This window comes from Pantoea sp. PvP021 (genome assembly GCF_054056055.1).
Genome location: NZ_JBSRXX010000001.1, coordinates 1,438,449 through 1,463,632, shown reverse-complemented (window position 1 = coordinate 1,463,632; position 25,184 = coordinate 1,438,449). Strand labels below are relative to the sequence as shown.

The following is a 25,184-nucleotide window of genomic DNA, read 5'->3' as shown; positions in this document are numbered from 1 at the left end:
CGGTTCTGGCGCAGCGCCCGTGCTGACAGATGCGCAGCCGTTTCGCCACGCCCTAAAACACCATAGCCCGCCACGCTTGCCAGATAAGGTCAGACGGCAGCAGAAGAGAAATCTTTTCTGCTGGCGAGCCGGGGGCGTAAAGTAGTGAAAAAACGCGTAAAAGCCGATCCACAGCACAGGCAAAAAAACGGGCGGTTCAAACCGTGCTTTTTCCAATAACTTCCCGTGCTATAAAAAGAAATTGGCTGCGGAGCCTCTGACTGATGAACAAGCGAAACGCTGACAGTGGCCGCTGTTTAGAGCATCCGGTAAAAGGCGGGTTGATATTCACTTGTTTTCATTAATAATAAACGGGCAAACCCCACTGAGGGGGCTATGCCCCTCAGGTAATGAAATGGATAATGTGAGAGCTAAATAATGAAAGAGATCATCAACGGATTTCTGAATTTCCAGCAGAATGTGTTTCCTGAAAGGAAGGATCTTTTCAAAAGCCTGGCATCAAATCAAAATCCGAAAGCGCTGTTCATCTCCTGTTCAGATAGCCGTCTGGTGCCTGAACTGGTGACGCAACAGGAGCCAGGAGAGCTGTTCGTTATCCGCAATGCGGGCAACATCGTTCCCTCATTTGGCCCGGAGCCAGGCGGTGTCTCCGCCACTATCGAATATGCGGTGGTCGCGCTGGGCGTCTCCGACATCATCATCTGTGGTCACTCTAACTGTGGTGCCATGAACGCCATCGCCTCCTGCGCCTGCATGGATACCATGCCTGCGGTTGAGCACTGGCTGCGCTATGCCGATGCGGCAAAAGCGGTGGTTGAGCAGCGTGAGTATGACTCGCCAGAGAAGAAGCTGAACGAGATGGTCAAAGAGAACGTCATCGCCCAGCTGAACAACATGAAAACCCATCCTTCCGTCTCCGTCGCGCTGCGTAACGGTAAGCTGCGTCTGCACGGCTGGGTTTACGATATCGAAAGCGGCACCATTATGGCGCTGACCCAGGGGGGCAAACAGTTCATCACCCTGTCTGAGAATCCTGACACCTGCTTTGAGTAATCTTTTTCGCCCGCTGTGCTCTGCAGCGGGTTTTCCTGCTATTTATTCTGCATAACAGCGTAAAACCGCCTCTGTTATTCTGCATTTCCCCTCTGGCTTATCTATGCTTGCTTAAACCTTCCTGATACAAGCGAGTTGATGATGCGTAAAACTTCCGTTGCTGCTCTTCTGGCGGTCTCTGCCGTGCTGCTCAGTGGTTGTACTTCTCATGTTGCTGATAAGCAGCAATATTCAGGTTTTTTAAGCGATTACAGCCAGTTGCAACCGACGTCGTCAGCCAGTGGTGAACCGACTCTGCGCTGGATATCACCCGACTATCAAAGCAGCCATTATAAAGATGTGCTTTATACATCGCTGATCTACTACCCGGCGGCGCACCCCACGCCACGCGTCACTCAGCAAACGCTGGATCAGGTGCTCAGTTACACCGAGATCCAGCTAAAAGGCGCGATAGCCACCCGCCTGCCGCTGGTGAATCAGGCTACGCCGCATACCCTGAAGGTAAGGGCCGCCATTACCGCCGTGTCAGCAGAAAATCAGGGCGTGCAGTTTTATGAAGTGGTACCGGTTGCCGCGGTCGTTGCCAGCACCATGGCGGCGTCAGGGCATCGTACTCAGAACAGCGAACTGTTTCTGGAGATAGAAGCCAGCGATGCGGTGACGGGCAAACCGATGATCCGGGTGGTTCGCAAAGCCTTTGGCAAAACGGTCAGTAACAGCAATACGCCGATCACCTTTGACGAGCTGAAGCCTGGGATCGATACGATGGTGCGTGACACGGTAAGTTTTAACGCGCCCTGACTCTGACGGGCGACAGCAGAGCGCTGTCGCCCTGATTAATCTTTTGTAAATCCTCAACATCATTGCAGAGGGGCTGACTACGCTTAAGGGCATTCTATCCCGTCAGGAGATCGTTATGGCCCGTTTCTCAACTGCCTTGTTGCTAAGTGGCTCCCTGTTCTGTACCGCCCCCCTGTTTGCCGCCGACGTAAAGGTCGAGGTATTACAGGATAAGTTACAACATCCATGGTCCGTCGCCTTCCTGCCCGACAACAAAACGCTGCTGATTACCGAACGTAGCGGACAACTGCGCAGCTGGAGCCCGGAGAGCGGCCTGTCGCAGCCGATCCAGGGCGTGCCAAAGGTCTGGGCAGAACGGCAGAGTGGCCTGCTGGACGTGGTGCTGGCACCCGATTTTGCCACCAGTCGTCGCGTCTGGCTTAGCTATACCGAAGCGAACAGCAGTGGCAAAGCGGGCGCGGTGGTAGGCGTGGGCACGCTGAGCAAGGATAACCGGCAACTCAGCGATTTCCGCGAGGTGATTCGGCAGACGCCGATGCTCTCCAGCGGCAACAACATCGGTACCCGGCTGGCGTTTGATACCCAGGGCTATCTCTGGATCGCCTTCGGCGATAACTTTGCCAGCAGCGCTGCGCAGGATCTCGATAAGCTGCAGGGCAAACTGCTGCGGCTCAACGCCGATGGCAGCGTGCCGGACGATAACCCGTTTGCGAAACAGCGCGGCGCACGGCCAGAGATCTGGGCCTATGGTTTGCGTAATCCGCAGGGGCTGGCGCTTAACCCCTGGACCGGCAAGATATGGGAAAATGAACATGGCCCGCGCGGCGGCGATGAAGTGAATATCATGGAGCGGGGCAAGAATTACGGCTGGCCGCTGGCAACCTACGGCATCGACTATAGCGGTGACAAAGTGCCGGAGTCACAAGGCACACAGGTTGCGGGTACCGAACCGCCGCTTTATCACTGGAAGGATTCTCCGGCCATCAGCGGCATGGCGTTCTACAATAGCGCCCGTTTTCCGCAGTGGAAAAACTCGCTGTTTATCGGCGCTCTGAAAGAGAAAAACCTGATTCGTCTGAGTATCAACGGCGAGAAAGTGGTGGAAGAGCAGCGTCTGCTGGACGATCAGAAGGCGCGCATTCGCGATGTGCGGCAGGGGCCGGATGGCTGGCTCTATGTGCTGACCGATGAGGCCAATGGCAAGCTGCTGAAAGTGGGATTAGCGCAGGACGCTGGTGCGTCCCGCGGCTAAGAGCCTGTCCCCGGGCTATTTTATTGGTCAGTCTGGGCCTGGGCAGTGCTCACACAGGCTGCTTTAGCAACCTGAACGCCCGTCAGGGCGGCCCTGAAGGGGCGAGCGCAGCGAGTAATCCTCACGGACTACGTGTCCGTTTCGGTTGTGCCGCGCTGTCCGTGTCCAGGCTGCCAGCAACAGTTACGCCTGATGGACCAGGCTCTGAGTCAGCGCGCCCAGTGATAAACCTGCCAGCCGCGGTTTAACGCTTCCTTGTGTAACTGTTCGTCAGGGTTGATGACATGGGCATGATCGGCCTGTTCCAGCAGCGGCAGGTCGTTCATCGAATCGCTGTAGGCCCAGGTGCGGTCAAAGGCCTCGTCCTGCTGCAGCGCTTTCCAGTCACCCAGTCGCGTGACTTTGCCCTCTTTATAGGTCATGGTGCCGTAAGTGTTGCCGCTGTAGCGCTCGTCCACGATTTCAACGCCAATCGCCAGCGCGCCGCAGGCACCCAGCTTCTCTGCAATCGGCACCACCAGATGCTCGCCGCTGGCGGAGATGATCATGACCTTGTCGCCACGCGCCCGGTGCCACTCAATCCGCTCGCGGGCTGCAGGATAAACGCGTGGCATGATGTCGCGGTGAATGAAGCGGCGCACCCAGCCTTCAACGGTAAGCGTGGCCATGCCCGCCAGGGGGGAGAGTGTTTTATTCATATACTCTTCAATCGACAGCGTACCGGCATAGTACTGGCTCATTAATGCCTGTTCCTGATCAATCAGTTCACTGGGAGCGAATCCCTGTGATACCAGCCAGCGCAGCCACAGGCTGGTGCTGTCTTCACAAATGAGTGTTTCATCCAGATCAAAAAGGGCTAAGTCCATGGTCGGTCTCCTCGGCTGACTGGCGTTCAGGTTAACTGATATTTGTGACGGGCTTAACTCTTCTGCGAAAAATCGGAATTTCACGCAGTTTTGATAGCGACAGAAGCGGGGAAAAGCGGCACGCGCGCGGCACTTATGCCAGGGTTACTCTACTAAACTCTAAAAAACTTTACGATTCGACGGTTTTTTTCGCTGCCGTCAAGGGTTAGCGTTTGAGTGAGAATTTTCTGCCCCTGGAATTTCGATTTAACAAGGACAATCCGGCCAAGCCCATGACAAACACTCGCTTCACATCTCGCCTGCGGCACCTTGCTGCCACTTCATTACTGATTCTTGCCCCCGTCAGCGTTTTTGCTGAGCAGGCTCCCGCCGCGCCAGGCATTGATGCTAAAGCGTGGATTCTGATCGACTACGCCAGCGGTAAGGTGTTAACCGAATCCAGTGCCGATCAGCGCCTCGACCCCGCCAGTCTGACTAAAATGATGACCAGCTATGTTGTGGGTCAGGCGATTAAAGCGGGCAAAATTAAGCCGGATGACCTGGTTACCGTCGGACAGGATGCCTGGGCCACCGGCAACCCTAAGCTGCGCGGCTCGTCGCTGATGTTCCTCAAGCCGGGCGATCGTATTCCGGTGCATGAGCTGAATAAGGGAATCGTGATCCAGTCCGGCAATGACGCCTGTATTGCGCTGGCGGATTATGTGGCGGGCAGTCAGGATTCGTTTATCGGCCTGATGAACAACTACGTGAAGGCGCTGGGACTGCAGAATACCCACTTTATGACGGTACACGGTCTGGATGCAGAAGGGCAGTACAGTACCGCGCGTGACATGGCGCTGATTGCTCAGGCGCTGATCCGCGATGTGCCCGAAGAGTACGCGCTGAATAAAGAGAAAGAGTTCACCTTCAATAATATTCGCCAGATCAACCGCAACCGCCTGTTGTGGAGCACCAATCTCAAGGTTGATGGCGTCAAAACCGGCCACACCTCAGGCGCGGGGAATAATCTGGTCGCTTCAGCAACCGAAGGGGATATGCGTCTGATCTCGGTGGTGCTGGGCACCGCCAGCGATGCGATTCGTTTCCGCGAAAGTGAAAAGCTGCTGACATGGGGCTTCCGTTTCTTTGAAACGGTCACGCCGATTAAAGCGGATGCACCGTTTGCGCAGCAGCGGGTCTGGTTCGGTGATCGCAGCCAGGTCAATCTGGGCGTAGCGAAAGATGCTGCGCTGACCATCCCTAAAGGGCAGATGAAGAATCTGAAGGCGAGTTTCAGACTCACTACGCCGCAGCTGGAAGCCCCGCTGAAGAAGAATCAGGTAGTCGGCACCATCGATTTCCAGCTGGACGGGAAAACCATTGAGCAGCGGCCGCTGGTGGTGATGCAGGATGTGCCGGAAGGCGGGTTCTTCAGCCGGATGATTGATTTCGTGATGATGAAATTCAATGGCTGGTTCGGGAAGTGGTTTTCATAAGTAAGCAGGGACGCTGATATGTTCCTCTCAGACGAGCGCTGTTTCTAAAACAGGATCTAACCGCAACGCATTAGCTCAGCGCGCAGGGAGCTGGGTCAGAAGAGGAAAGCGTCCCGCGCCAGGGATGGCGCGGGCCGAGCATGCCATGGATGGCGGTTTTTGCGTCTTTCCGATCTGACCCAGTTCCCTGCGCAGGCTCGATCTCACCGCTGTCAGGTGCAGTTTTTTTCCGACAGCTTCAGGGACGCTAACGCGTCCCTTTCTTAATCCTGCGTCCAGCCTTTGCGAATCGGCACGGCAAATAGCGACCGATAGAGTGGATTGATTACCGCCAGCATCCGCTCGCCATAGAACTGCCACGCCAGATGCGAAGCCAGACAGCTCAGCAGACCCACCAGGAACCCGCCCAGCATATCCATTGGCCAGTGAACGCCAAGGTAGACCCGCGACCAGGCAATAGCGCAACCGGCCACCATCAGAACCACACCTGACCAGAGGCGATGCCAGAAGATAAAGGCCAGTGCAAAGGTGAATATCGTGGTGCCGTGATCGCTGGGATAGGAGTCATCGGCGGCGTGATGCAGGAACTGATAACCAAAACCGATAGCGAAAGGGCGGGGATGCGGCAACAGCTGGCCCACAGACCAGGAGATCGCCAGCGCATAGATCAGCGCCATACCGGTTTTCAGTACCAGCACCCGCTGCGAAGACACCTGATCACGCGGTCCCCAGAGCCACATCGCTACGATTAACAGCGGCACGATGGCGATCAGATCTTTGGCAAAAAACGTCGCCAGCTGCAGTAACCAGGCGGGTGAAGCCGGTGTGGCATTAATGGCAGTAAACAGTGAATGGTTCAGCTCTTCCATTTCGGGATAAATTCCTCAGCAGACAGTCCGGTTAACGGCAGCTGGCAGCATCCCGCCAGCCCGGCCCGATAACAGCGGCAAAAAAAACGGTCAGCGACAACTCGCTCACCCAATCAGTCAGCACAAATTGCTAACTAAACAGCGGTCTATCCTGCTTTTTACCGTTTTGTTCGTCTATAGAAAGGCTCTTAATCTGCCGTTGAGTTGTGTAACGGTTTAAGTTTTATGACACATGCAGTTGTGAATCAGGCGGGGAATGGCGGGCAGGGACGAAAAAAGGGCATAAAAAAACCCGCCGGGAAAAAGACCAGCGGGCTCCACAATTTGGGGATTTCAAAGAAAAGCAGTGGCACTTATTATGACTATCCCTTAACAATAAAGTTCTGGACGCAGGCAAAAAAATTTTATAGGGGCAATATCGGCCAGATAATCACAATCAGCGTTCCCGCCAGCGTCAGCAACACGTTGGCGATGGCATAGGTCCCGGCATAGCCCAGCGCCGGGATATTGCTGCGTGCCGTATCACTGATGATCTCCATGGCCGGTGCGCAGGTACGTGCGCCCATGATGGCGCCAAACAGCAGGGCGCGGTTCATCCGCAACACATAAGCACCAAACAGATAGCAGATGATCACCGGAATCAGGCTGACCAGCAGGCCGCACAGCAGCATCAGCGCACCATCGCTGCTCAGGCCGTGATTAATGCCGCTACCGGCACTCAATCCCACACCCGCCATAAACACCATCAGACCGAACTCTTTCACCATAGTGAGCGCGCCCTGCGGAATATAACCAAAGGTCGGATGGTTGGCACGCAGGAAGCCGAGCATAATACCGGCAAACAGCAGGCCCGCTGCGTTACCAATACCAAAACTGAAATTGCTGAACTGGAAGGTGATCAGACCAATCATCAGACCCACGATAAAGAAGGCGCAGAAGGCTAAAAGATCGGTCATCTGACTGTGAATCGCGATAAAGCCAATGCGATCCGCCACGCTTTTCACTCGTCGTGCCTCGCCGCTGACCTGCAGCACATCACCTTTGTTCAGCATGATACTGTCGTCGATCGGCATCTCTATCTGACTGCGTATCACCCGGTTCAGGAAGCAGCCGTGATCGGTGAGGTTTAACTTGCTGAGGCGTTTATTTACCGCATTGTGGTTTTTCACCACGATCTCTTCAGTGACGATGCGCATATCCAGCAGGTCGCGGTCAAAAACCTCTTTGCCGTTGCGGAAGCTGGGGTCGAGCCGGGCGTGAGCATCGGGATAGCCCACCAGCGAGATATCATCACCGAGCTGTAACACCGCATCGCCATCGGGACTGGCGAGAATGCCGTTGCGGCGGATGCGCTCAATGTAGCAACCGGTCTGCCGATAGATACCCAGTTCGCGCAGGTTTTTGCCGCCGCTCCATGCCACCAGTTCCGGACCGACGCGATAGGCGCGGATCACCGGCAGGAAAACTTTGCGCTGGCTGTCCGCATCCAGACCGCGTTCCCGGGCGATCTGCTGGGCGCAGGTGGGCAGATCCTGATGTTGCAGACGGGGCAGATAACGTGCGCCGAAAATCAGACTGACCAGGCCTATCAGATAGGTCACGGCATAACCGAGGCTCAGCTGATCCTGCATCAGTCCAAGCTGCTTCGGATCGCTGATGCTTTGCCGCAGGGTATCGCCCGCCCCGACCAGCACCGGCGTTGAGGTCATCGACCCGGCCAGCATGCCGGCGGTGAGACCGATATCCCAGCCAAAGAGTTTGCCCAGTCCCAGCGCCAGCAACAGTGCGCTGACCACCATGACGATGGCGAGCATGAAATAGTTTTTGCCGTCGCGAAAGAAAATGGAAAAAAAGTTGGGACCGGCTTCGACGCCGACACAAAAAATAAACAGCATAAAGCCCAGACTCAATGCATCGGTATTGATCGTAAAGTGCTGCTGGCCTAATAAGAGCGAAACCACTAATACGCCAATCGAATTTCCCAGCTGAACCGAGCCCAGACGCAACTTACCCAGACAGAGGCCGAGCGCTAAAACGACAAACAATAACAAAATGTCATTTCCGCTTAACAATCCTGCGACGTTAATATTCACTGTTTAACTTCTTGTTAACATGTAACCTATTGAAGAATAGCCTGTTTTTCGCTATCGTGAGCAGGCCGTTGAGGTGCTGTTGCATCAGTACTGCAAATGGAACCTTTACCGCGGCGCTATTCTAATCACAAATATCTTTCACAGCCATTGGCTGTTTTCATTCGTTGCCACAGCGAACTGTTTCTTTTTATTTCCATCTGAACGCATCAGGGTTATCAGCAGGTTATTGTCGGGGTTACTTTTAATCAGTGGGGTGGTATGCCGCAGCGTTCTTATCTCTGGACTACCCGCCTGTGCGGCGTGGTGTTGTACAGTCTGGTGTTTGTCTTTACCTGTCATTTCTGGCAGGTCGGTCCCGGCCCGCTTCGTGGTCAGCCCGAATTACTGCTCTTTATGTTGCCCGGTATTGTGATGGCATTGGTGCAGGTGAAAAGCCCGTTAAAAAGCACCCTGCTGATGGGACTGTGGGGAACGTTACTGGCAGCACTGCTGTTAAACAGCAGCCTGTTTATCCACAGCAACGCACTCTTTGTGGTCGCATGGAGCCTCAGCGCGCTGTTCTGGGCAGGCTGCGGGGCCTTGCTGGTACGGTTGATGCAGATAGTGATGGCATCACTCAATTAAACAGTGTTGGGCGATGGATGACCGGCAGAGCGTAAAAAGGCGAGACAGGAAAACCTGGCTCGCCTTTTTCATTCCGGCTATCAGCGCTTACGCGGCAAATCCCAGATTCTCTTTGGTCCAGGCCGCAAACTCGGTGTAGCCACCGATATGTTTTTCGTCAACGAAAATCTGTGGCACGGTGCTGACCGGTTTACCGGCGCTCGCTTCCAGGTCGGCTTTAGTAATGCCTTCTGCGTTAATATCGACATACTGGTAGCTAAAATCATCACGTTCAGCGGTTAGTTTGTCGGCCAGTTCATGGGCACGCACACAGTAGGGACAGCCCGGACGACCAAAAATAACAGCAATCATTGAGAACTCCTTGCAGCGACTATTATGTGATGTGTATCACACAATGAAACAGAGAATGGCAACCATGATGCCCGCTCGTATCGCTTAAGGAAAGCAGGATTTGCCTGTTAGTCTGATGCCCGCACGCTATCGCTGCCCGGTCAGGAAGCCTCTGAATCAGAGGCTTTTTCGCGCCGGCAGCCCGTGTATCTCGCGCAATTTTTGGGTTGTTGACCATAATTGACGCTCAGTCAGCCGCTAAGGCAGGAGGATATCATGCAGAGTGTAGCCAGATTACCCCGGTTTGTGGTGGTGCTGGAGGCGGCTGGCGGCCTGTTAGTCGTGGCCGCGCTGCTGCTGATCAACCACTGGCTTCCGCTGCCAGACAAGGCGGATGTAAAAACGCTGGCCACTGTGCTGTTTATTGCTGGCGTGGTTCTGATGCTGCCTGCTGCCTGGCTGTTAATGTGGCGCACCGCGAAAGCGATAGCACCACAGCTGTTTAATCAAACTGACAAAAAAAGATAATGTTGCTGGAGACTTTATGACACCGACCATTGATTTACTGTGCAGCCATCGTTCAATCCGCGCCTTTACTGACCAGCCGGTCAGCGAAGCACAGCGTGAAGCGATTATTACTGCGGCGCAATCGGCGTCCACATCCAGTTTTTTACAGTGTTCTTCCATTATCCGTATCACCGACAAAGCCCTGCGCGACAAGCTGGTGACGCTGACGGGCGGACAGACCTGGGTCGCGGATGCGCCTGAGTTCTGGATCTTCTGCGCTGACTTTAATCGCCACCTGCAGATTTGCCCTGATGCGCAGCTGGGTCGTGCCGAGCAGTTGCTGCTGGGCTGCGTCGATACCGCGCTGATGGGTCAGAATGCCATGGTCGCAGCGGAATCGCTGGATCTGGGCGGCGTCTTTATCGGCGGAATCCGTAACAGTATCGTGGAAGTAACCGAACTGCTGGGCCTGCCGAAATTTGTTCTGCCGTTGTTTGGTTTTTGCCTGGGCCATCCGGAGTCAAAGCCGGACGTCAAACCGCGTATGCCGCACGCGATGCTGGTGCATGAGAACCGCTATCAGCCGCTGGATCCGGCGGTACTGGCCGAATACGATAGTCGCACAGAGCTCTATTATCAGCAGCGCGACAGCAACCAGCGCAGCGAAACCTGGAGTGAGCTGATCCAGCGCCTGATCATTAAAGAGACGCGTCCGTTTATGCTCGATTATCTGCATCAGCAGGGCTGGGCCACGCGTTAAGCCAGTAAGGGAGAGCAGCGATGAAGATAGCTATCCTGTCACGTGATGAGACGCTCTACTCCAGTCGGCGACTGCGTGAGGAGGCCGCCGCGCGCGGCCACCAGGTTCAGATCATCGATCCGCTCTCCTGCTATATGAATATTAATCCCGCCTCACCGGCGGTTCACTACTGTGGTGAACCGCTGGGCCATTTTGATGCGGTTATCCCGCGGATCGGCAACCCTATCACTTTTTATGGCACGGCCGTGCTGCGACAGTTTGAGATGTGCGGCAGCTATCCGCTGAATGAGTCCGCCGCCATTACCCGCACCCGTGACAAATTGCGCTCGCTGCAGCTGCTGGCACGGGAAGGCATCGACATGCCGGTCACCGGCTTTGCCTCCTCACCCGATGACACCGCTGATCTGATCGCCCTGGTCGGCGGTGCGCCGCTGGTGGTCAAGCTGGTGGAGGGCACCCAGGGCATTGGCGTGGTGCTGGCGGAAACGCGGCAGGCGGCAGAAAGCGTTATCGATGCCTTTCGCGGCCTGAATGCCCATATTCTGGTGCAGGAGTTTATTAAAGAAGCGCAGGGTCGTGATGTTCGCTGTCTGGTGATTGGCAATCAGGTGGTGGCAGCGATTGAGCGGGTGGCGAAAGAGGGCGACTTTCGCTCTAATCTGCATCGCGGCGGCAAAGCTTATCCGGTCGTCATTACGCAACAGGAGCGGCAGATCGCCGTGAAAGCGGCGGCTACGCTCGGGCTGGAAGTGGCGGGCGTCGATATTCTGCGCGCCCATCGCGGCCCGCTGGTGATGGAAGTTAACGCCTCGCCCGGTCTTGAAGGCATTGAAACCAGCAGTGACCTTAACATCGCCGCCCTGATGATCGAACGGATTGAGCAGCAGGCCATCCCCGGGCTCCGTCCTAAAACCGCTGGCTGACACGCGCTTTTCAGCGGTTTTCATGGCATCGTCGCGCATTTTTCCGTAAGCTAAGTCGCCTGTTTATCACCCCACTGGGATTTTACGATGGATTCTCTTGTCGTTCCGGATATCGACCTGCTGCGTCGCTGGCTGGATCAGCAAAATATCACCTGGTTCGAATGCGATGCCTGTCAGGCACTTCATCTGCCGCACATGCAAAACTTCGATGGGGTGTTTGACGCCAAAATCGATCTGGTCGACAACGTCATTCTGTTTTCGGCGCTGGCTGAAGTGAAGCCGACGGCGCTGATTCCACTGGTTGGCGATTTGTCGCAGATCAATGCCAGTTCGCTGACGGTGAAAGCATTTATCGACATTCAGGATGATAATCTGCCGAAACTCATTGTCTGTCAGTCAATGATTACCACCGCCGGGTTAACCTTTGGTCAGTTCTCGCACTTTATGAAACAGAGTGAAGAGCAGATCTCCATGGTGATCCTGGAAGCCTTTGCCAACAATCTGTTAATCGTGGGCGAAGAAGAAGAGCACGTTCCGGTGACCAGCGTTCATTCTGTGCTGCACTAAGCCCGACATGGTCACACACTGAGCCGTCCCTGAGACGGCTTTTTTATGCCCGCCATCCGCTGCCGCGATAATTTTTTATTCTGCATTTTGCCCTTTAACGCCAGATATTAGTCGTGGTTTATGCCATCAAAGCCGAACCTCATAGCTCAAACATGCATAAAATATCGCTTTCAGGCGTTTTTTACGCTGGGGTCTGGTGAAGCCTGACCGGGGGGGCTATGCTTGCGGGGCTGTAACAGGCGCGTAACTGCGCCTCAGCTATAGGTTTTTGCTATTAAACTCCCGCTGAATAATGATTCATTGTGTCACTGACGTCTTGTACAGAACGCAATGCAGGGATCTCTGGTTTGCAGCGTTGTAATGACCCGCTCAGGAGGATGGAAAAATATGTTCAACTCACGTCAGAAATGGCTGTCAGCTGTGGTAGCTGCTGCGCTAATGGCCGCATCGGCCAGCAGCATGGCGGAAGATAAAACGCTGCACGTCTACAACTGGTCCGATTATATTTCGCCAGATACCGTGCCGAACTTTGAAAAGCAGTCCGGCATCAAAGTGGTCTACGATGTGTTTGACTCCAACGAAGTCCTGGAAGGCAAACTGATGGCGGGCAGCACCGGCTATGATGTGGTGGTGCCATCCTCCAGCTTCCTGGCGCGTCAGCTGCAGTCCGGGGTATTCCAGCCGCTGGATAAGAGCAAACTGCCTAACTACAAAAACCTCGATCCGGCGCTGATGGAGAAAGTGGCGCAGCACGATCCGGGTAATAAATATGCCATTCCTTATCTGTGGGGCACCACCGGTATCGGCTACAACGTCGACAAGGTCAAAGCCGCACTGGGTGCCGATGCGCCGGTCAACAGCTGGGATCTGGTGCTGAAGCCGGAAAACCTGGAGAAGCTGAAAAGCTGCGGCGTCTCCTTCCTGGATGCGCCAGAAGAGATTTTCGCCACGGTGCTCAATTACCTGGGCAAAGATCCCAATACCTCTGATGCCAAAGAGTATTCCGGCGCGGCCACTGACCTGCTGCTGAAACTGCGTCCGAATATCCGCTACTTCCATTCGTCGCAGTACATCAACGATCTGGCCAACGGTAATATCTGCGTCGCCATTGGCTGGTCGGGCGATATTCTGCAGGCGAAAAACCGTGCTGATGCGGCGAAAAATGGCGTGCATCTGGGCTACAGCGTACCGAAAGAGGGCGCACTGGCCTTCTTCGATATGATGGCGATCCCGAAAGATGCGAAAAACCTCGATGGTGCTTACGCCTGGCTGAACTACATCATGGATCCGAAAGTGATCGCCGATGTCTCCAACAAAATGAACTACGCCAACGGCAACAAAGCGTCGCTGCCGCTGATCAATGCCGACGTCCGCAACAACCCGGGTATCTTCCCGACGCCAGAAGCGATGTCGAAATTGTTTGTGCTGAAAGTCCAGGATCCTAAACTGGATCGTGTGCGTACGCGCGCATGGACTAAAGTAAAAAGTGGTAAGTAATTCGTCCTTAACGGATTGACCTGTCATGTATCAGCAACAGAGGCGCGGTGTCGGCCTCTGTTGTGCCATTTTTAGCGGCAAATTTTGTCGCCATGTTCCGCCTGGCTCCGGAGAGAACCTTTGTGAACGATGCCATTCCCCGTCCTCAAAATAAAACCGCAAAGGCGTTAACGCCACTGCTGGAAATTCGCAATCTGACCAAATCCTTTGACGGGCAACACGCCGTGGATGATGTCAGCCTGACAATTTATAAAGGTGAGATCTTTGCCCTGCTGGGCGCATCGGGCTGTGGTAAATCAACGCTGCTGCGCATGCTGGCCGGTTTTGAGCCGCCAACCAGCGGGCAGATTGTGCTGGATGGCCAGGATCTGTCCCACGTTGCTCCCTATCAGCGCCCGATCAACATGATGTTCCAGTCCTACGCGCTGTTTCCCCACATGACGGTGGAGCAGAATATCGCCTTTGGTCTGAAACAGGATCGGCTGCCGAAAGGGGAGATCACCAGCCGGGTAGCAGAGATGCTGGCGCTGGTGCATATGCAGGAGTTTGCTAAACGCAAACCGCACCAGCTCTCCGGTGGTCAGCGTCAGCGTGTGGCGCTGGCCCGCAGCCTGGCGAAACGGCCGAAACTGCTGCTGCTGGATGAGCCGATGGGGGCACTGGACAAGAAGCTGCGCGACAGGATGCAGCTGGAAGTGGTCGATATTCTGGAGCGTGTTGGCGCCACCTGTGTGATGGTGACGCACGATCAGGAAGAGGCGATGACCATGGCGGGCCGTATCGCGATTATGAATCGCGGCAAGTTCGTACAGATTGGTGAACCGGAGGAGATCTACGAGCATCCTACCAGCCGCTACAGCGCGGAATTTATCGGTTCGGTTAACGTCTTCGAAGGCTTACTGCGTGAACGTCAGGCGGATGGCCTGGTGATCGACAGTCCCGGCCTGATGCATCCGCTGAAAGTCGACTCCGATGTCTCGGTGGTGGATAACGTTCCGGTCCATGTCGCACTGCGCCCGGAAAAAGTGATGTTGTGCGATGAGGTGCCTGCCGATGGCTGTAACTTTGCGGTGGGTGAAGTGGTCCACATCGCCTATCTCGGCGACCTCTCTATCTTCCATGTCCGTCTGCACAGCGGACAGATGATCAGCGCACAGTTGCAAAACGCACATCGCTACCGCAAAGGGTTGCCGACCTGGGGTGATGAAGTCCGCCTCTGCTGGGAATGCGACAGCTGCGTGGTGTTGACGGTTTAAGGAGCGGCTATGAGCCAGATTTTCCAACGCGCTAAAGCGCCTGCCCGACTGGTCGGCACGCCGCTGCAACGCTGGGCCACGCGGATAAAAATGCAGCATGGCCGCAAGCTGGTGATCGCCTTGCCTTATGTCTGGCTGGTGCTGTTGTTTCTGCTGCCGTTTCTGACGGTGCTGAAGATCAGCTTCGCGGACATTGCGCGTGCGATTCCCCCCTACACCGAGCTGGTGAGCTGGGCTGATGACCAGTTCAGCATTGTGCTCAATTTCGGCAACTACCTGACGCTGACCGACGATCCGCTCTACGTCGATGCCTATCTGCAGTCGCTGAAAGTGGCAGCGATCTCCACGGTGATCTGTCTGCTGATTGGCTACCCGCTCGCGTGGGCCGTGGCGCACAGCAAGCCATCCATGCGCACCATTCTGCTGCTGCTGGTGATCCTGCCGTCATGGACCTCATTTCTGGTCCGCGTCTACGCCTGGATGGGGCTGCTTAACAACAACGGTATTCTGAACCGGTTCCTGCTGTGGCTGGGGGTGATCGATCATCCGCTGGTGATCCTCTACACCAATACAGCGGTCTATATCGGTATCGTCTACTGCTATCTGCCGTTTATGGTGCTGCCAATCTACACCGCGCTGACCCGCATTGATTACTCGCTGGTGGAAGCCTCACTGGATCTGGGTGCGCGTCCGCTGAAGACCTTTTTCAGCGTGATTGTCCCGCTGACCAAAGGGGGCATTATCGCCGGATCGATGCTGGTGTTTATCCCGGCGGTGGGGGAGTACGTGATCCCTGAACTGCTGGGTGGCCCTGACAGCATCATGATTGGCCGTATCCTGTGGCAGGAGTTCTTTAACAACCGCGACTGGCCGGTGGCCTCCGCGCTGGCGGTTATCATTCTGCTGATCCTGATTCTGCCGATCATCTGGTTCCACAAGCATCAAAACCGTGAAATGGGAGAGAAGGCATGAATAATTTGCCAACCATTCGCTCACCCTGGCGTACCGGTATTCTGGTCTGCTGCTTCCTGTTCCTCTATGCGCCGATGCTGCTGCTGGTGGTTTACTCCTTCAACAGCTCACCGCTGGTGACGGTGTGGGAGAGCTTCTCGTTCCACTGGTACAGGGTGCTCTTCCAGGACAGCGCGATGATTGACGCCGTGCTACTGAGTCTGAGTATTGCCGGTCTCTCCGCCACCATGGCGGTGGTGCTGGGCACGCTGGCGGCGGTAATTATCGTGCGATTTGGTCGCTTCCGTGGCCACAATGGTTTTGCCTTTATGCTGACCGCGCCGCTGGTGATGCCCGACGTCATCACCGGACTGTCGCTGCTGCTGCTGTTTGTGGCAATGGGCAACGCCTTTGGCTGGCCGAGCGAACGCGGCATGCTGACCATCTGGCTGGCCCACGTCACCTTCTGTACCGCCTATGTGGCCGTGGTGATTAACTCGCGTCTGCGTGAGCTGGACCGCTCCATCGAAGAGGCGGCGATGGATTTAGGCGCAACGCCGCTGAAGGTCTTTTTTGTGATTACCGTGCCCATGATTGCACCGGCTATTGTGACCGGCTGGCTGCTGGCGTTTACCCTGTCACTCGACGATCTGGTGATTGCCAGCTTTGTGACCGGGCCGGGTGCCACCACATTGCCGATGGCGATCTTCGCCACCGTGCGACGCGGCGTTAACCCGGAAATCAATGCGCTGGCTTCATTGATCCTGTTTGTGGTCGGTTTAGTGGGTTTTATCGCCTGGCGGGTGATGGCACACGAAGAAAAACAACGTTTAAGCGATATTCAGAAAGCTAAACGTGGCTGAAATCCGTAACCTTTGCCACTATATGAACGGGCCGGTCTGACCGGCCCGTTTTTCGATCAGGTGGAGTCACGGACTATGTCAGAAATCTTCAAAAGCAGTGCCACGCTTTCAATCGCGCCGGTTCCGGTGACGGTTGCGGGCATTGCTATTATTGCGACCCGCTGCCTGAGCGTCCTGATGCTGGCAAACGAGCTGGGTTACAGTGAACTCGCCAACTTTGTTCACCGCAGCGCCCAGTCCTGGGACGCGACACTCATCTTTGTCGCCAGCCAGCTGATCTTCCTGTTCGAACTGCGCTGCGCCTTTACCCTGATGCGCGGCAGTAACCGTGGACGCTGGGGCTATGTGGCGACGCAGGTGATTGTGCTCAGCTATATGCTGGTCGCCTCGCTGGGCTGGATCTACCCCGAGATTTTCAGCATTGATGGCGACAATAACGTCCAGATTATCCACCATACCCTGTCGCAGAAAATCCCCGATCTGCTGGTGCTCCTGCTGCTGTTTCTGCCTGCCAGCAGCCGCGCTTTTTTCAGGAAGCGATGATACAATCGCGTTCCGCCCGACCCGATCGTTAAGGCTTTACCATGCACTGCGCGCTTTATGACGCTAACCGTTGCCGCTCCTGTCAGTGGCTGGAAAAACCCTATCCCACTCAGCTGAACGACAAACAGTCGATGCTGGAACAGTTACTGGCTGAGCAGCCGGTCGCTGCCTGGTTGCCGCCGGTCACCTCACCGCAGCAGGCATTTCGTAATAAAGCCAAAATGGTGGTGAGTGGCAGCGTAGAGCGTCCGGTGCTGGGATTAATCCATCGTGATGGTGAAGCTGTGGATCTGTGCGATTGTCCGCTCTATCCCGCCAGCTTCCAGCCGGTTTTTGCTGCACTTAAGCCCTTTATCGCCCGTGCCGGACTGACGCCCTATAACGTGGCGCGCAAACGCGGCGAACTCAAATTCCTGCTGATAACCGAAAGCCAGCAGGGTGGCGTGATGCTGCGCTTTGTCCTGCGTTCAACCGCGAAACTGGAACAGCTGCGCGCCGCATTGCCGTGGCTGCAACAGCAACTGCCGCAGCTGGCGGTGATCTCTGCCAATATTCAGCCGGTGCATATGGCGATTCTGGAGGGGGAAGAAGAGATTGCGCTGACGCCCGCGCAGTCGCTGGCAGAGAACTTCAACGGCGTGCCGCTGTGGATCCGCCCGCAAAGCTTCTTCCAGACCAACCCGCAGGTTGCCAGCGCACTCTATGCCACCGCGCGCGACTGGGTCAGGGCGCTGCCGGTCAACAGCATGTGGGATCTCTTCTGCGGCGTGGGCGGTTTTGGTCTGCACTGCGCGACAGCGGAGATGGAACTGACGGGCATTGAGATCAGCGCCGAGGCGATTAAATGCGCCCAGCGTTCCGCTGAGATGCTGGGGCTGGAAAAAGTGCAGTTTGCGGCGCTGGATTCTACGGCGTTTGCGACCGGACGCGACGCGGTGCCGCAGCTGGTGCTGGTTAATCCACCGCGTCGTGGAATTGGTGAGGCGCTGTGTGACTATCTCAGCCAGATGGCTCCGGATTATCTGCTCTATTCAAGCTGCAATCCGCAGACCATGGCGCAGGATATTGCCCGACTGAGCGCCTATGAGGTGACGAAGGTGCAACTGTTCGATATGTTTCCCCACACCGCCCATTTTGAAGTGCTGACGCTGTTAACCCGCCGTCAGCACGAGTCCGGGAAAGCATCGGCAGAGGCTGCCTCAGCCGGTAATTACTCCGGGAACCACTTCTGATTAAGCTGCTGCCAGCTGCCGTTGGCTTTCAGTTCGTTCAGCGCCTGATTGAACTGATCGCGAAGCGCCGTATTGCCTTTACGCACGGCAATGCCGAGACCGGTGCCAAAGTAGTCCGCATCCGTAACATGTTCACCGACAGTGGCGAGATCCGCATTGGTCTTCAGCCACTGATTCACCACTGCGCTGTCGCCAAACACGCCATCCAGCCGGCCACTCTTCATATCCAGAATCGCATTCTGATAGCTGTCATAGGCCACCACTTTCACTTCCGGATGCTTATCCTGCAGGTACTTCTGGTGAGTGGTGCCGTTTTCCACGCCGATGCGTTTGCCCTTAAGCTCAGCAAAGTTGCTGAACTGGCCTTTACGGGCGATCACGATGGCGGAGTTAGCGTAATAAGGCTGGGTAAAATCGACCTGCTTGCTGCGCTCAGTGGTGATATCCATGCCGGAAATCACCGCGTCATAGCGGCGGAACTTCAGTGACGGGATCAGGCTGTCGAAAGCATTGTTGGTAAAGGTACACTCCGCTTTCATCTGCTGGCACAGCGCTTTGGCCAGATCGATATCGAATCCCACCAGGTTATTTTCCCGATCCAGGGATTCAAACGGCGGATAAGTCGCTGAAGCGGCGAAGCGAATCTTTTCCGCTGCCTGGGCGGTAAGTGCCAGCGAAGCCAGCGCAGCGGCAACAATCCATTTTTTCATTTATGATTCCTGTGATGTGGTCAGCCAGAGAAGGCGATACCCTGCCATAAAATGCATTTTTATGCAATTAGTGTGATTTTTCAGGCGAAAAGGGCGAGGGGCCTCGCCCGGATATCAGTTACGTCGTTCGAAGGCCAGGGCGCGCTTTTCGATCAGCCGCATCATCAGCGTCAGCAAACCGTTAACGCAGAGATAAACCAGACCCGCCGCGGCATAGACCGTGATGTCGTAGGTGCGGCCATAGAGCAACTGACCGTGGCCCATGACTTCCATCAGGGTGATGGTGTAGGCCAGCGAGGTGCCTTTGAACACCAGCACCACTTCATTGGAGTAGGAGGAGAGGGCGCGTTTAAATGCATACGGCAGCAGAATGCGCAGGGTATCTTTGCAGCTCATGCCGAGCGCGGCACACGATTGCCACTGTCCGGAAGGAATCGCACGCACCGCACCGTAAAACAGCTGCGTGGTGTAAGCCGCGCTGTTCAGCGACAGCGCCAGCATCGCGCACAGCCAGGGCTGCGACAGTAAATGCCACAGCCAGGGGATCTGCTGGATCGAGGGAAACTGTCCCGGACCGTAATAGATCAGGAAAATCTGCACCAGCAGCGGTGTGCCGGTAAACAGCGTAATAAAGCCTTTGACCAGCGGGTTGAACACCGGCGTTTTCAGCGACAGCACCACGGTGAAGAGCAGCGCCAGCAGCAGGGCCACGACCAGCGAGGCTGCCGTCAGCGTCAGGCTGGTATGCAACCCTTTCAGGAGTTCAGGCAGATAGGCCAGCATTAGCTGTTCCCCCGTTCAAAGCGGGTGGTGCGCAGTTCGATGCGGCGTAACACCGCCTGGCTGAAGAGCGTGATCACTAAGTAGATAGCGGCCGCCACCAGGAACCAGGTAAACGGCTCCTGCGTGCGGGTGGCGATACTTTTGGTTTGCAGCATCAGATCGTTGACGCTAATCAGCGAGACCAGCGCAGTATCTTTCAGCAGCACCAGCCACTGATTGCCCAGACCGGGCAGGGCGTGACGCCACATCTGCGGCATAATCAGCCGGAGAAAGATGGCCGATTTTTTCATGCCCAGCGCCTGACCCGACTCCCACTGACCCATCGGCACCGCTTTCAGCGCGCCGCGCAGCGTCTGCGAGGCATAGGCGGCATAGAGCATCGCCAGCGCTATCACACCGCACAGGAACGGACTGACGTCGAAGTTTTCAATTTCAACCTGAATCGGTAACTGAAACAGGCCGAAATTCAGGGTGAAGCCGTCAGAGAGGGTGAGCAGCAGCTGTGAGGCGCCAAAATAGATAAACAGCACCACCAGAATTTCCGGCAGGCCGCGGATCAGCGTTACCAGGCCGGTGCCAATCCACGCCAGCGGTTTCAGGCGCAGTGACTCCCAGCCAGCGAAAATCATCGCCAGCACCAGGCCAGCGATGAGAGCACAAACAGCAAGGCCGACGGTCATGCCGGCGGCGCTTGCGAGGGTCATCATTTCATTCATCAGAGATTACTGCTGGAACCATTTGCTGTAGATGGTTTTGTACGTGCCGTCTGCTTTGATCTTATCCAGCGCGCCATTGAACTTGGTTTGCAGATCGGTGTTACCGGTACGTACCGCAATGCCCAGGCCGGTACCAAAGTAGGCTTTGTCCGTGACTTTCTCACCAACGGCAGCCAGCGCGGCATTCTGCTTCAGCCATTCGTTGACGACTGCGGTGTCACCGAACACAGCATCAATACGGCCATTTTTCAGATCCAGCACCGCATTCTGATAGCTGTCGTAAGGAACGGTGGTGATCTCGCTATGTTTCTCAGTCAGGTATTTCTGATGCGTGGTGCCGTTCTGGACGCCAACCCGCTTGCCTTTCAGCGCTTCCACGCTGGCGACTTTGCCTTTCTGGGCAACAAACAGCGCGGAGTTGTCGTAGTAAGGCTTGGTGAACAGGACCTGTTTTTCACGATCTGGTGTGATATCCATGCCCGCCATCACCGCATCAAAACGACGGAATTTCAGGCTTGGGATCAGGCTGTCGAACGCCTGATTGGTGAAGGTGCAGGTCGCATCAATCTCTTTACACAGCGCATTGGCCAGATCGACATCAAAGCCCTGAATCTTGTTGTCCGCATCCACAAACTCAAAAGGAGGATAAGAGGCTTCGGTCGCAAAACGAATCGTCTGTGCCGCCGTAGCGCTCAGGCTAAAACCAGCAAGCAGTGCAGCAAGTACCATTTTTTTCATTTTTAGCATCCTGACTTAGTGCGAAAGATAGTGAGCAAACGCCTCGGTTTGCGGCTGTGTAAAGCGGCTGGCATCGCCCTGTTCCACAATGTGACCGTTCTCCATATAGACGACGCGGCTGGCCGTTTTACGTGCCACCTCCACTTCATGGGTCACAATCACCTGGGTAATGCGGGTCTGGGCCAGTTCGCGAATGATACTGACAATCTGTGCGGTAATTTCAGGGTCCAGCGCGGCAGTCGGCTCATCGAACAGCAGCACCTGCGGCTCCATCATCAGCGCGCGGGCAATCGCCACACGCTGCTGCTGACCACCGGAGAGATGCAGCGGAAAGCGATCGCTGTAGGGCGTCAGGCGCAGCCGGTCAAGCAGCTTGTCGGCGCGGGCGCGGGCGTCACTTTTGCTGAGGCCCAGTACCCGGCAGGGCGCTTCAATCAGATTCTGCAGCACGGTAAGATGCGGCCAGAGATTGTACTGCTGAAACACCATACCGACGTTCTGACGCAGTTCGCGAATCGCAGCATCGGAGGGTTTCTGGCTGAAGTCGAACTGATTACCGGCAATCTGCAACTGACCTGAACGCGGTTGCTCCAGCAGGTTAAGCACCCGCAGCAGCGAACTCTTACCCGCACCGCTGGGACCCAGCAGCACCAGGGTCTCGCCTTGCGGACACTCAAGGTTAATGTCGAACAGCGCCTGATGAGCACCGTAGAAGCAGTTTATTGCGTTTAGTTGAATACTCATGCGCCAGATTTGAATAGCTATTAGTGTCGCGGATTTTAACGTCACCAGAATAGTTATGCAAATAAGGTGGGTTAAAATTTCTAAAACAGCAGGCTAACCGCAAAAGCTTAGCACAATATCATGCACTGCCTGGGAGCAGCGCGCTGCAGCGGGACGGGCGGCGGAAATAAAAAAAGCGCAGCGCCCGGGGGCGACTGCGCTTCTCTGAACGGTTAAGCCTGAGGTTATTTTTTCGATTTCTCAAGCATCTGGCTCAGGCTGCCACCCTCTGCATGCGCAGGGTTGGCCATGTAGCGCACATCATCCACCACCCAGCAACTGCCCTGATGGATCATCAGCACTTCATCCTGCCACTGCTTGCCGTCGCGGCTCAGGTCGACCCGCAGCGGGATGTTGCGTGCATCGCGGTTCGGAATGGTGGAAGCATCAGCGACGCTGGCGGCGGTCGGACCCTGTGACAGGCTGGAGAAGAGATCGCCATTGCGCCACTGTGCGCCTGCATTGCTGCCGCTGGCCGCCTGCAATGAGTGGTACAGCGCATCACTCAGGTAAGGGCGATATTTTGCCAGGGTGTTGCTGTCGGGCAGACCCTGCGTAGGCTGTTCGATACGCAGGTCGTAAAACTGCTGGGCCACCTGGTCAGGACCGCCTTCAATGCACGGTGCGGTACGTGGGCCATTATCCTTAATCACTGGCTCAACGGTGGTACAGGCGCTGAGCAGCAGGGCCGCCGGGATCATTAGCGCAAACGCGTTGTTTCTCATCTCGATTTCCTTATGGTTCTCTGGCAAGGTGCCCTTTTTAGCATAGAGTATAGCCGTGCTTTTTAGTCGAAAGAGCCTTAGCCCGGTTTTCAACAAGGAGAATGCGATGAAATTTTCAACAACCCCCACGCTGGAAGGTCACAGCATCAGCGAATATTGTGGCGTCGTCACCGGTGAAGCGATTCTGGGTGCCAACATCTTCCGTGACTTTTTCGCTGGCATCCGTGATGTGGTCGGTGGCCGCTCCGGTGCTTACGAGAAAGAGCTGCGTAAAGCGCGAGAGATCGCGTTTGAAGAGCTGGAGGAGCAGGCAAAAGCGCTGGGCGCCAACGCAGTAGTCGGTATCGATATTGATTACGAAACGGTCGGCAAAGATGGCAGCATGCTGATGGTGAGCGTCAGCGGCACGGCGGTGATCATTCGTTGAAACGGTGGCTGTGGCTGATACTGTCGCTGCTGCTGGCGGGCTGCCAGTTCGGGATAGAATCCCGTGACGGCTACTGGGCCGATCTGCGGCATCCGGCGCAGGGCGCGCGACCGCGGGTGAAGGTGATTGTGATCCACTACACCGCCGAAGATTTTTCTTCGTCGCTGGCGACCCTGACCGATCGGGAAGTCAGCGCCCACTATCTGATCCCCCGCCAGCCGCCACAGCGCGCCGGGAAAGGTGTTATCTGGCAACTGGTGCCGGAGCAGCAACTCGCCTGGCATGCCGGCCCAAGCTTCTGGCGCGGAGCCAGCCGCATCAATGACACATCGATTGGTATCGAACTGGTGAACCAGGGTTATCGCCGGACCCTGACCGGTCTTGAATGGCAGCCGTTTACCGCCGAGCAGATCACCACGCTGGAGGCGCTGCTGCGCGATATTGCACAGCGCTACGGCATCACACCGGAAAATATTGTCGGTCACAGTGATATCGCGCCGCAGCGTAAGCAGGATCCCGGCCCACTCTTTCCGTGGCATCAGCTGGCCCTGCGCGGAATGGGTGCCTGGCCCGATGCCGGACGAGTGCAGTTTCATTTAGCGGGTCATGATCCGCACGCGGTGGTACCCGTGGAGCCACTACTGGAAAGTTTGCAGCGCTATGGCTATCCGGTGACGGCAGAGATGAGCGCGCGTGAACAGCAGAGGGTAATCGCCGCATTTCAGATGCATTTCCGGCCTGCGGATTATCGCGGGCAGCCCGATGCAGAAACCGCCGCGATAGCTGCCGCGCTACTGGATAAATATGGCGCGGCGCAATAGCGGGTTATTGGTGTAAAAACGCCTTCCAGTGGGCGACGACCTGCGCCAGTGCCGCACGATCAGCATCCAGATGGGTGACCAGACGGGTGCGGGTTCCTGCGCTGATTAACACCCCGCGCGCCTTCATCCACTCACCTAATGGTTTGACCTGGGCTTCCGGCACCGCCACAAACAGCATGTTGGTCTGCTGATCGATGACCTGAACGCCCAGCTCATGCAACTGCTGTCCCAGCCAGGCGGCATTGTCATGATCCTCCTGCAGCCGCGCCACATTGTGTTCTAACGCATAGAGACCCGCCGCTGCCAGAATACCGGCCTGGCGCATGCCGCCGCCGGTCATTTTACGCCAGCGACGTGCGCGCTCAATCAGCGCCGTGTCGCCACACAGCAGAGAACCGACAGGCGTGCCCAGACCTTTAGAGAGACAGATGGTCAGGGTGTCGCAGTAGCGGGCAATCGCCGCCAGCGTGGCCTGCTGCGCGACTACCGCATTGAAAATGCGTGCGCCATCAATGTGCAGCGCCAGCTGGTGCTCGCGGGTAAAGGTCCACGCCTGTTCCAGATACGCCAGCGGCAAAACTTTACCGTGATGCGTGTTCTCCAGACTCAGCAGGCGGGTGCGGGCAAAGTGAATATCGTCCGGCTTGATGGCGGCCGCTACTACGTCGAGCGGCAGCGTACCATCGTCGGCGGCCAGAATCGGCTGTGGCTGAATACTGCCCAGTACCGCCGCACCGCCCGCCTCATATTTGTAGTTGTGCGCCTGCTGACCCACGATATATTCATCGCCGCGTTCGCAATGGCTGAGTAGCGCCACCAGATTCGCCTGGGTGCCGGTCGGGAAAAACAGCGCCGCTGCTTTGCCGCTCAGCCGTGCGGCTTCCGCCTCCAGCGCATTTACGGTGGGGTCGTCACGGTAGACGTCATCACCGGTTTCGGCAGACATCATCGCGCTTAACATGGCGGCGCTGGGCCGGGTTACGGTATCACTGCGTAAATCGATCACCCTATGCTCCTGA

28 protein-coding genes are annotated in these 25,184 nt (G+C 56.0%); 17 read left to right on the top strand and 11 right to left on the bottom strand.

Translation table 11 applies throughout. From position 1 onward, the window contains the following. The first annotated feature begins 417 nt into the window (after positions 1-417). From ACVKSX_RS06760 to ACVKSX_RS06750, 3 genes are all read left to right on the top strand, one after another. A complete protein-coding gene (locus tag ACVKSX_RS06760; protein WP_010254395.1) occupies positions 418-1,053 on the top strand; it encodes a carbonic anhydrase in 636 nt (211 codons plus the stop codon). Between the two features lie 141 nt (positions 1,054-1,194). Beyond that, complete coding sequence (locus ACVKSX_RS06755) at positions 1,195-1,854, top strand: DUF3313 domain-containing protein (RefSeq protein WP_022625967.1); 660 nt, start codon at positions 1,195-1,197, stop codon at positions 1,852-1,854. A gap of 115 nt (positions 1,855-1,969) precedes the next feature. Beyond that, on the top strand, positions 1,970-3,106 hold the full coding sequence (locus tag ACVKSX_RS06750; RefSeq protein WP_010254401.1) for a PQQ-dependent sugar dehydrogenase: 1,137 nt from the start codon (positions 1,970-1,972) through the stop codon (positions 3,104-3,106). A 209-nt stretch (positions 3,107-3,315) separates the two neighbouring features. On the opposite strand, the gene ACVKSX_RS06745 is transcribed toward ACVKSX_RS06750, so the two are convergent. Beyond that, positions 3,316-3,972, bottom strand: coding sequence for an HAD family hydrolase (locus ACVKSX_RS06745; protein WP_022625965.1), 657 nt, complete (start codon positions 3,970-3,972; stop codon positions 3,316-3,318). Positions 3,973-4,244: 272 nt separating this feature from the next. Here ACVKSX_RS06745 and ACVKSX_RS06740 point away from each other — a divergent pair, with 272 nt between their 5' ends. After that, on the top strand, positions 4,245-5,447 hold the full coding sequence (locus tag ACVKSX_RS06740; RefSeq protein ID WP_010254406.1) for a serine hydrolase: 1,203 nt from the start codon (positions 4,245-4,247) through the stop codon (positions 5,445-5,447). A gap of 263 nt (positions 5,448-5,710) precedes the next feature. Here the strand turns inward: ACVKSX_RS06740 and ybjG are convergent, their stop codons facing one another. Both ybjG and ACVKSX_RS06730 read right to left on the bottom strand, forming a co-directional pair. Next, positions 5,711-6,316 carry an undecaprenyl-diphosphate phosphatase gene (gene ybjG, locus ACVKSX_RS06735; RefSeq protein ID WP_010254408.1) on the bottom strand — a complete coding sequence of 202 codons (606 nt, stop codon included), beginning with the start codon at positions 6,314-6,316 and terminating at the stop codon, positions 5,711-5,713. 404 nt (positions 6,317-6,720) lie between these two features. Further along, positions 6,721-8,409, bottom strand: a complete 1,689-nt coding sequence (locus tag ACVKSX_RS06730) for an aspartate:alanine antiporter (protein ID WP_010254410.1) — start codon at positions 8,407-8,409, stop codon at positions 6,721-6,723. A 258-nt stretch (positions 8,410-8,667) separates the two neighbouring features. On the opposite strand from ACVKSX_RS06730, the gene ybjM reads away from it, so the two are divergent. Beyond that, positions 8,668-9,033, top strand: coding sequence for an inner membrane protein YbjM (ybjM, locus tag ACVKSX_RS06725; protein WP_163762855.1), 366 nt, complete (start codon positions 8,668-8,670; stop codon positions 9,031-9,033). Between the two features lie 87 nt (positions 9,034-9,120). On the opposite strand, the gene ACVKSX_RS06720 is transcribed toward ybjM, so the two are convergent. Next, positions 9,121-9,384, bottom strand: a complete 264-nt coding sequence (locus tag ACVKSX_RS06720; protein ID WP_010254413.1) for a GrxA family glutaredoxin — start codon at positions 9,382-9,384, stop codon at positions 9,121-9,123. Positions 9,385-9,639: 255 nt separating this feature from the next. Here ACVKSX_RS06720 and ACVKSX_RS06715 point away from each other — a divergent pair, with 255 nt between their 5' ends. The 10 genes from ACVKSX_RS06715 to rlmC all read left to right on the top strand — a co-directional run bounded on the left by ACVKSX_RS06715 (position 9,640) and on the right by rlmC (position 18,462). Then, on the top strand, positions 9,640-9,891 hold the full coding sequence (locus ACVKSX_RS06715) for a DUF1418 family protein (protein WP_191921159.1): 252 nt from the start codon (positions 9,640-9,642) through the stop codon (positions 9,889-9,891). Positions 9,892-9,907: 16 nt separating this feature from the next. Then, a complete protein-coding gene (gene nfsA, locus ACVKSX_RS06710) occupies positions 9,908-10,630 on the top strand; it encodes an oxygen-insensitive NADPH nitroreductase (protein WP_010254415.1) in 723 nt (240 codons plus the stop codon). A gap of 20 nt (positions 10,631-10,650) precedes the next feature. Next, positions 10,651-11,553: a 30S ribosomal protein S6--L-glutamate ligase gene (rimK, locus tag ACVKSX_RS06705; protein ID WP_010254416.1), complete on the top strand. Its 903-nt coding sequence runs from the start codon at positions 10,651-10,653 to the stop codon at positions 11,551-11,553. A gap of 87 nt (positions 11,554-11,640) precedes the next feature. After that, positions 11,641-12,120 carry a YbjN domain-containing protein gene (locus tag ACVKSX_RS06700; RefSeq protein WP_022625960.1) on the top strand — a complete coding sequence of 160 codons (480 nt, stop codon included), beginning with the start codon at positions 11,641-11,643 and terminating at the stop codon, positions 12,118-12,120. 387 nt (positions 12,121-12,507) lie between these two features. Beyond that, positions 12,508-13,617, top strand: a complete 1,110-nt coding sequence (gene potF / locus ACVKSX_RS06695; protein ID WP_010254418.1) for a spermidine/putrescine ABC transporter substrate-binding protein PotF — start codon at positions 12,508-12,510, stop codon at positions 13,615-13,617. Positions 13,618-13,739: 122 nt separating this feature from the next. After that, entirely contained in the window at positions 13,740-14,873 is a 1,134-nt protein-coding gene (gene potG / locus ACVKSX_RS06690) for a putrescine ABC transporter ATP-binding subunit PotG (RefSeq protein ID WP_010254420.1), read from the top strand. A gap of 9 nt (positions 14,874-14,882) precedes the next feature. Next, positions 14,883-15,845 carry a putrescine ABC transporter permease PotH gene (gene potH, locus ACVKSX_RS06685; RefSeq protein WP_010254421.1) on the top strand — a complete coding sequence of 321 codons (963 nt, stop codon included), beginning with the start codon at positions 14,883-14,885 and terminating at the stop codon, positions 15,843-15,845. After that, positions 15,842-16,687, top strand: a complete 846-nt coding sequence (potI, locus tag ACVKSX_RS06680; RefSeq protein ID WP_010254422.1) for a putrescine ABC transporter permease PotI — start codon at positions 15,842-15,844, stop codon at positions 16,685-16,687. The genes potH and potI overlap by 4 nt, the downstream gene beginning before the upstream one ends. Before the next feature lie 75 nt (positions 16,688-16,762). Continuing rightward, entirely contained in the window at positions 16,763-17,230 is a 468-nt protein-coding gene (locus ACVKSX_RS06675; RefSeq protein WP_010254423.1) for a YbjO family protein, read from the top strand. Positions 17,231-17,271: 41 nt separating this feature from the next. Then, positions 17,272-18,462: a 23S rRNA (uracil(747)-C(5))-methyltransferase RlmC gene (gene rlmC / locus ACVKSX_RS06670; RefSeq protein WP_307380482.1), complete on the top strand. Its 1,191-nt coding sequence runs from the start codon at positions 17,272-17,274 to the stop codon at positions 18,460-18,462. Here rlmC and ACVKSX_RS06665 read toward each other — a convergent pair. From ACVKSX_RS06665 to ACVKSX_RS06640, 6 genes are all read right to left on the bottom strand, one after another. After that, positions 18,441-19,172 (bottom strand): arginine ABC transporter substrate-binding protein, encoded by a 732-nt coding sequence (locus ACVKSX_RS06665; RefSeq protein WP_115758268.1) that lies wholly within the window; start codon positions 19,170-19,172, stop codon positions 18,441-18,443. The two genes, rlmC and ACVKSX_RS06665, sit on opposite strands and share 22 nt — an antisense overlap. Positions 19,173-19,286: 114 nt before the next feature. Continuing rightward, a complete protein-coding gene (gene artM / locus ACVKSX_RS06660; RefSeq protein ID WP_307380479.1) occupies positions 19,287-19,955 on the bottom strand; it encodes an arginine ABC transporter permease ArtM in 669 nt (222 codons plus the stop codon). Beyond that, on the bottom strand, positions 19,955-20,671 hold the full coding sequence (gene artQ / locus ACVKSX_RS06655) for an arginine ABC transporter permease ArtQ (RefSeq protein ID WP_010254430.1): 717 nt from the start codon (positions 20,669-20,671) through the stop codon (positions 19,955-19,957). Before artQ ends, artM begins: the two co-directional genes overlap by 1 nt. 6 nt (positions 20,672-20,677) lie before the next feature. Further along, positions 20,678-21,409 (bottom strand): arginine ABC transporter substrate-binding protein, encoded by a 732-nt coding sequence (gene artJ, locus ACVKSX_RS06650; protein ID WP_022625956.1) that lies wholly within the window; start codon positions 21,407-21,409, stop codon positions 20,678-20,680. 15 nt (positions 21,410-21,424) lie between these two features. Then, on the bottom strand, positions 21,425-22,153 hold the full coding sequence (gene artP, locus ACVKSX_RS06645; RefSeq protein ID WP_010254433.1) for an arginine ABC transporter ATP-binding protein ArtP: 729 nt from the start codon (positions 22,151-22,153) through the stop codon (positions 21,425-21,427). A 224-nt stretch (positions 22,154-22,377) separates the two neighbouring features. Further along, positions 22,378-22,917, bottom strand: a complete 540-nt coding sequence (locus tag ACVKSX_RS06640; protein ID WP_010254434.1) for a lipoprotein — start codon at positions 22,915-22,917, stop codon at positions 22,378-22,380. A gap of 106 nt (positions 22,918-23,023) precedes the next feature. Between ACVKSX_RS06640 and ACVKSX_RS06635 the strand changes: the two genes are divergently transcribed. Both ACVKSX_RS06635 and ACVKSX_RS06630 read left to right on the top strand, forming a co-directional pair. Then, positions 23,024-23,344 carry a heavy metal-binding domain-containing protein gene (locus ACVKSX_RS06635; RefSeq protein WP_003849304.1) on the top strand — a complete coding sequence of 107 codons (321 nt, stop codon included), beginning with the start codon at positions 23,024-23,026 and terminating at the stop codon, positions 23,342-23,344. After that, on the top strand, positions 23,341-24,165 hold the full coding sequence (locus tag ACVKSX_RS06630; protein WP_307380473.1) for an N-acetylmuramoyl-L-alanine amidase: 825 nt from the start codon (positions 23,341-23,343) through the stop codon (positions 24,163-24,165). Before ACVKSX_RS06635 ends, ACVKSX_RS06630 begins: the two co-directional genes overlap by 4 nt. A gap of 4 nt (positions 24,166-24,169) precedes the next feature. Here ACVKSX_RS06630 and ltaE read toward each other — a convergent pair whose 3' ends face one another. Continuing rightward, on the bottom strand, positions 24,170-25,171 hold the full coding sequence (gene ltaE / locus ACVKSX_RS06625; protein WP_354438557.1) for a low-specificity L-threonine aldolase: 1,002 nt from the start codon (positions 25,169-25,171) through the stop codon (positions 24,170-24,172). Between the last annotated feature and the right edge of the window lie 13 nt (positions 25,172-25,184).

Coding starts and splice junctions, on each gene's coding strand:
- artQ (WP_010254430.1), bottom strand. CDS start 20,671: ATGAATGAAATGATGACCCTCGCAAGCGCCGCCGGCATGACCGTCGGC.
- rimK (WP_010254416.1), top strand. CDS start 10,651: ATGAAGATAGCTATCCTGTCACGTGATGAGACGCTCTACTCCAGTCGG.
- ACVKSX_RS06745 (WP_022625965.1), bottom strand. CDS start 3,972: ATGGACTTAGCCCTTTTTGATCTGGATGAAACACTCATTTGTGAAGAC.
- ACVKSX_RS06760 (WP_010254395.1), top strand. CDS start 418: ATGAAAGAGATCATCAACGGATTTCTGAATTTCCAGCAGAATGTGTTT.
- artJ (WP_022625956.1), bottom strand. CDS start 21,409: ATGAAAAAAATGGTACTTGCTGCACTGCTTGCTGGTTTTAGCCTGAGC.
- ACVKSX_RS06640 (WP_010254434.1), bottom strand. CDS start 22,917: ATGAGAAACAACGCGTTTGCGCTAATGATCCCGGCGGCCCTGCTGCTC.
- artM (WP_307380479.1), bottom strand. CDS start 19,955: ATGCTGGCCTATCTGCCTGAACTCCTGAAAGGGTTGCATACCAGCCTG.
- ACVKSX_RS06715 (WP_191921159.1), top strand. CDS start 9,640: ATGCAGAGTGTAGCCAGATTACCCCGGTTTGTGGTGGTGCTGGAGGCG.
- ACVKSX_RS06665 (WP_115758268.1), bottom strand. CDS start 19,172: ATGAAAAAATGGATTGTTGCCGCTGCGCTGGCTTCGCTGGCACTTACC.
- ybjM (WP_163762855.1), top strand. CDS start 8,668: ATGCCGCAGCGTTCTTATCTCTGGACTACCCGCCTGTGCGGCGTGGTG.
- ACVKSX_RS06755 (WP_022625967.1), top strand. CDS start 1,195: ATGCGTAAAACTTCCGTTGCTGCTCTTCTGGCGGTCTCTGCCGTGCTG.
- ACVKSX_RS06675 (WP_010254423.1), top strand. CDS start 16,763: ATGTCAGAAATCTTCAAAAGCAGTGCCACGCTTTCAATCGCGCCGGTT.
- artP (WP_010254433.1), bottom strand. CDS start 22,153: ATGAGTATTCAACTAAACGCAATAAACTGCTTCTACGGTGCTCATCAG.
- ACVKSX_RS06700 (WP_022625960.1), top strand. CDS start 11,641: ATGGATTCTCTTGTCGTTCCGGATATCGACCTGCTGCGTCGCTGGCTG.
- potF (WP_010254418.1), top strand. CDS start 12,508: ATGTTCAACTCACGTCAGAAATGGCTGTCAGCTGTGGTAGCTGCTGCG.
- ACVKSX_RS06635 (WP_003849304.1), top strand. CDS start 23,024: ATGAAATTTTCAACAACCCCCACGCTGGAAGGTCACAGCATCAGCGAA.
- ybjG (WP_010254408.1), bottom strand. CDS start 6,316: ATGGAAGAGCTGAACCATTCACTGTTTACTGCCATTAATGCCACACCG.
- ACVKSX_RS06750 (WP_010254401.1), top strand. CDS start 1,970: ATGGCCCGTTTCTCAACTGCCTTGTTGCTAAGTGGCTCCCTGTTCTGT.
- potH (WP_010254421.1), top strand. CDS start 14,883: ATGAGCCAGATTTTCCAACGCGCTAAAGCGCCTGCCCGACTGGTCGGC.
- potI (WP_010254422.1), top strand. CDS start 15,842: ATGAATAATTTGCCAACCATTCGCTCACCCTGGCGTACCGGTATTCTG.
- ACVKSX_RS06720 (WP_010254413.1), bottom strand. CDS start 9,384: ATGATTGCTGTTATTTTTGGTCGTCCGGGCTGTCCCTACTGTGTGCGT.
- nfsA (WP_010254415.1), top strand. CDS start 9,908: ATGACACCGACCATTGATTTACTGTGCAGCCATCGTTCAATCCGCGCC.
- rlmC (WP_307380482.1), top strand. CDS start 17,272: ATGCACTGCGCGCTTTATGACGCTAACCGTTGCCGCTCCTGTCAGTGG.
- ACVKSX_RS06740 (WP_010254406.1), top strand. CDS start 4,245: ATGACAAACACTCGCTTCACATCTCGCCTGCGGCACCTTGCTGCCACT.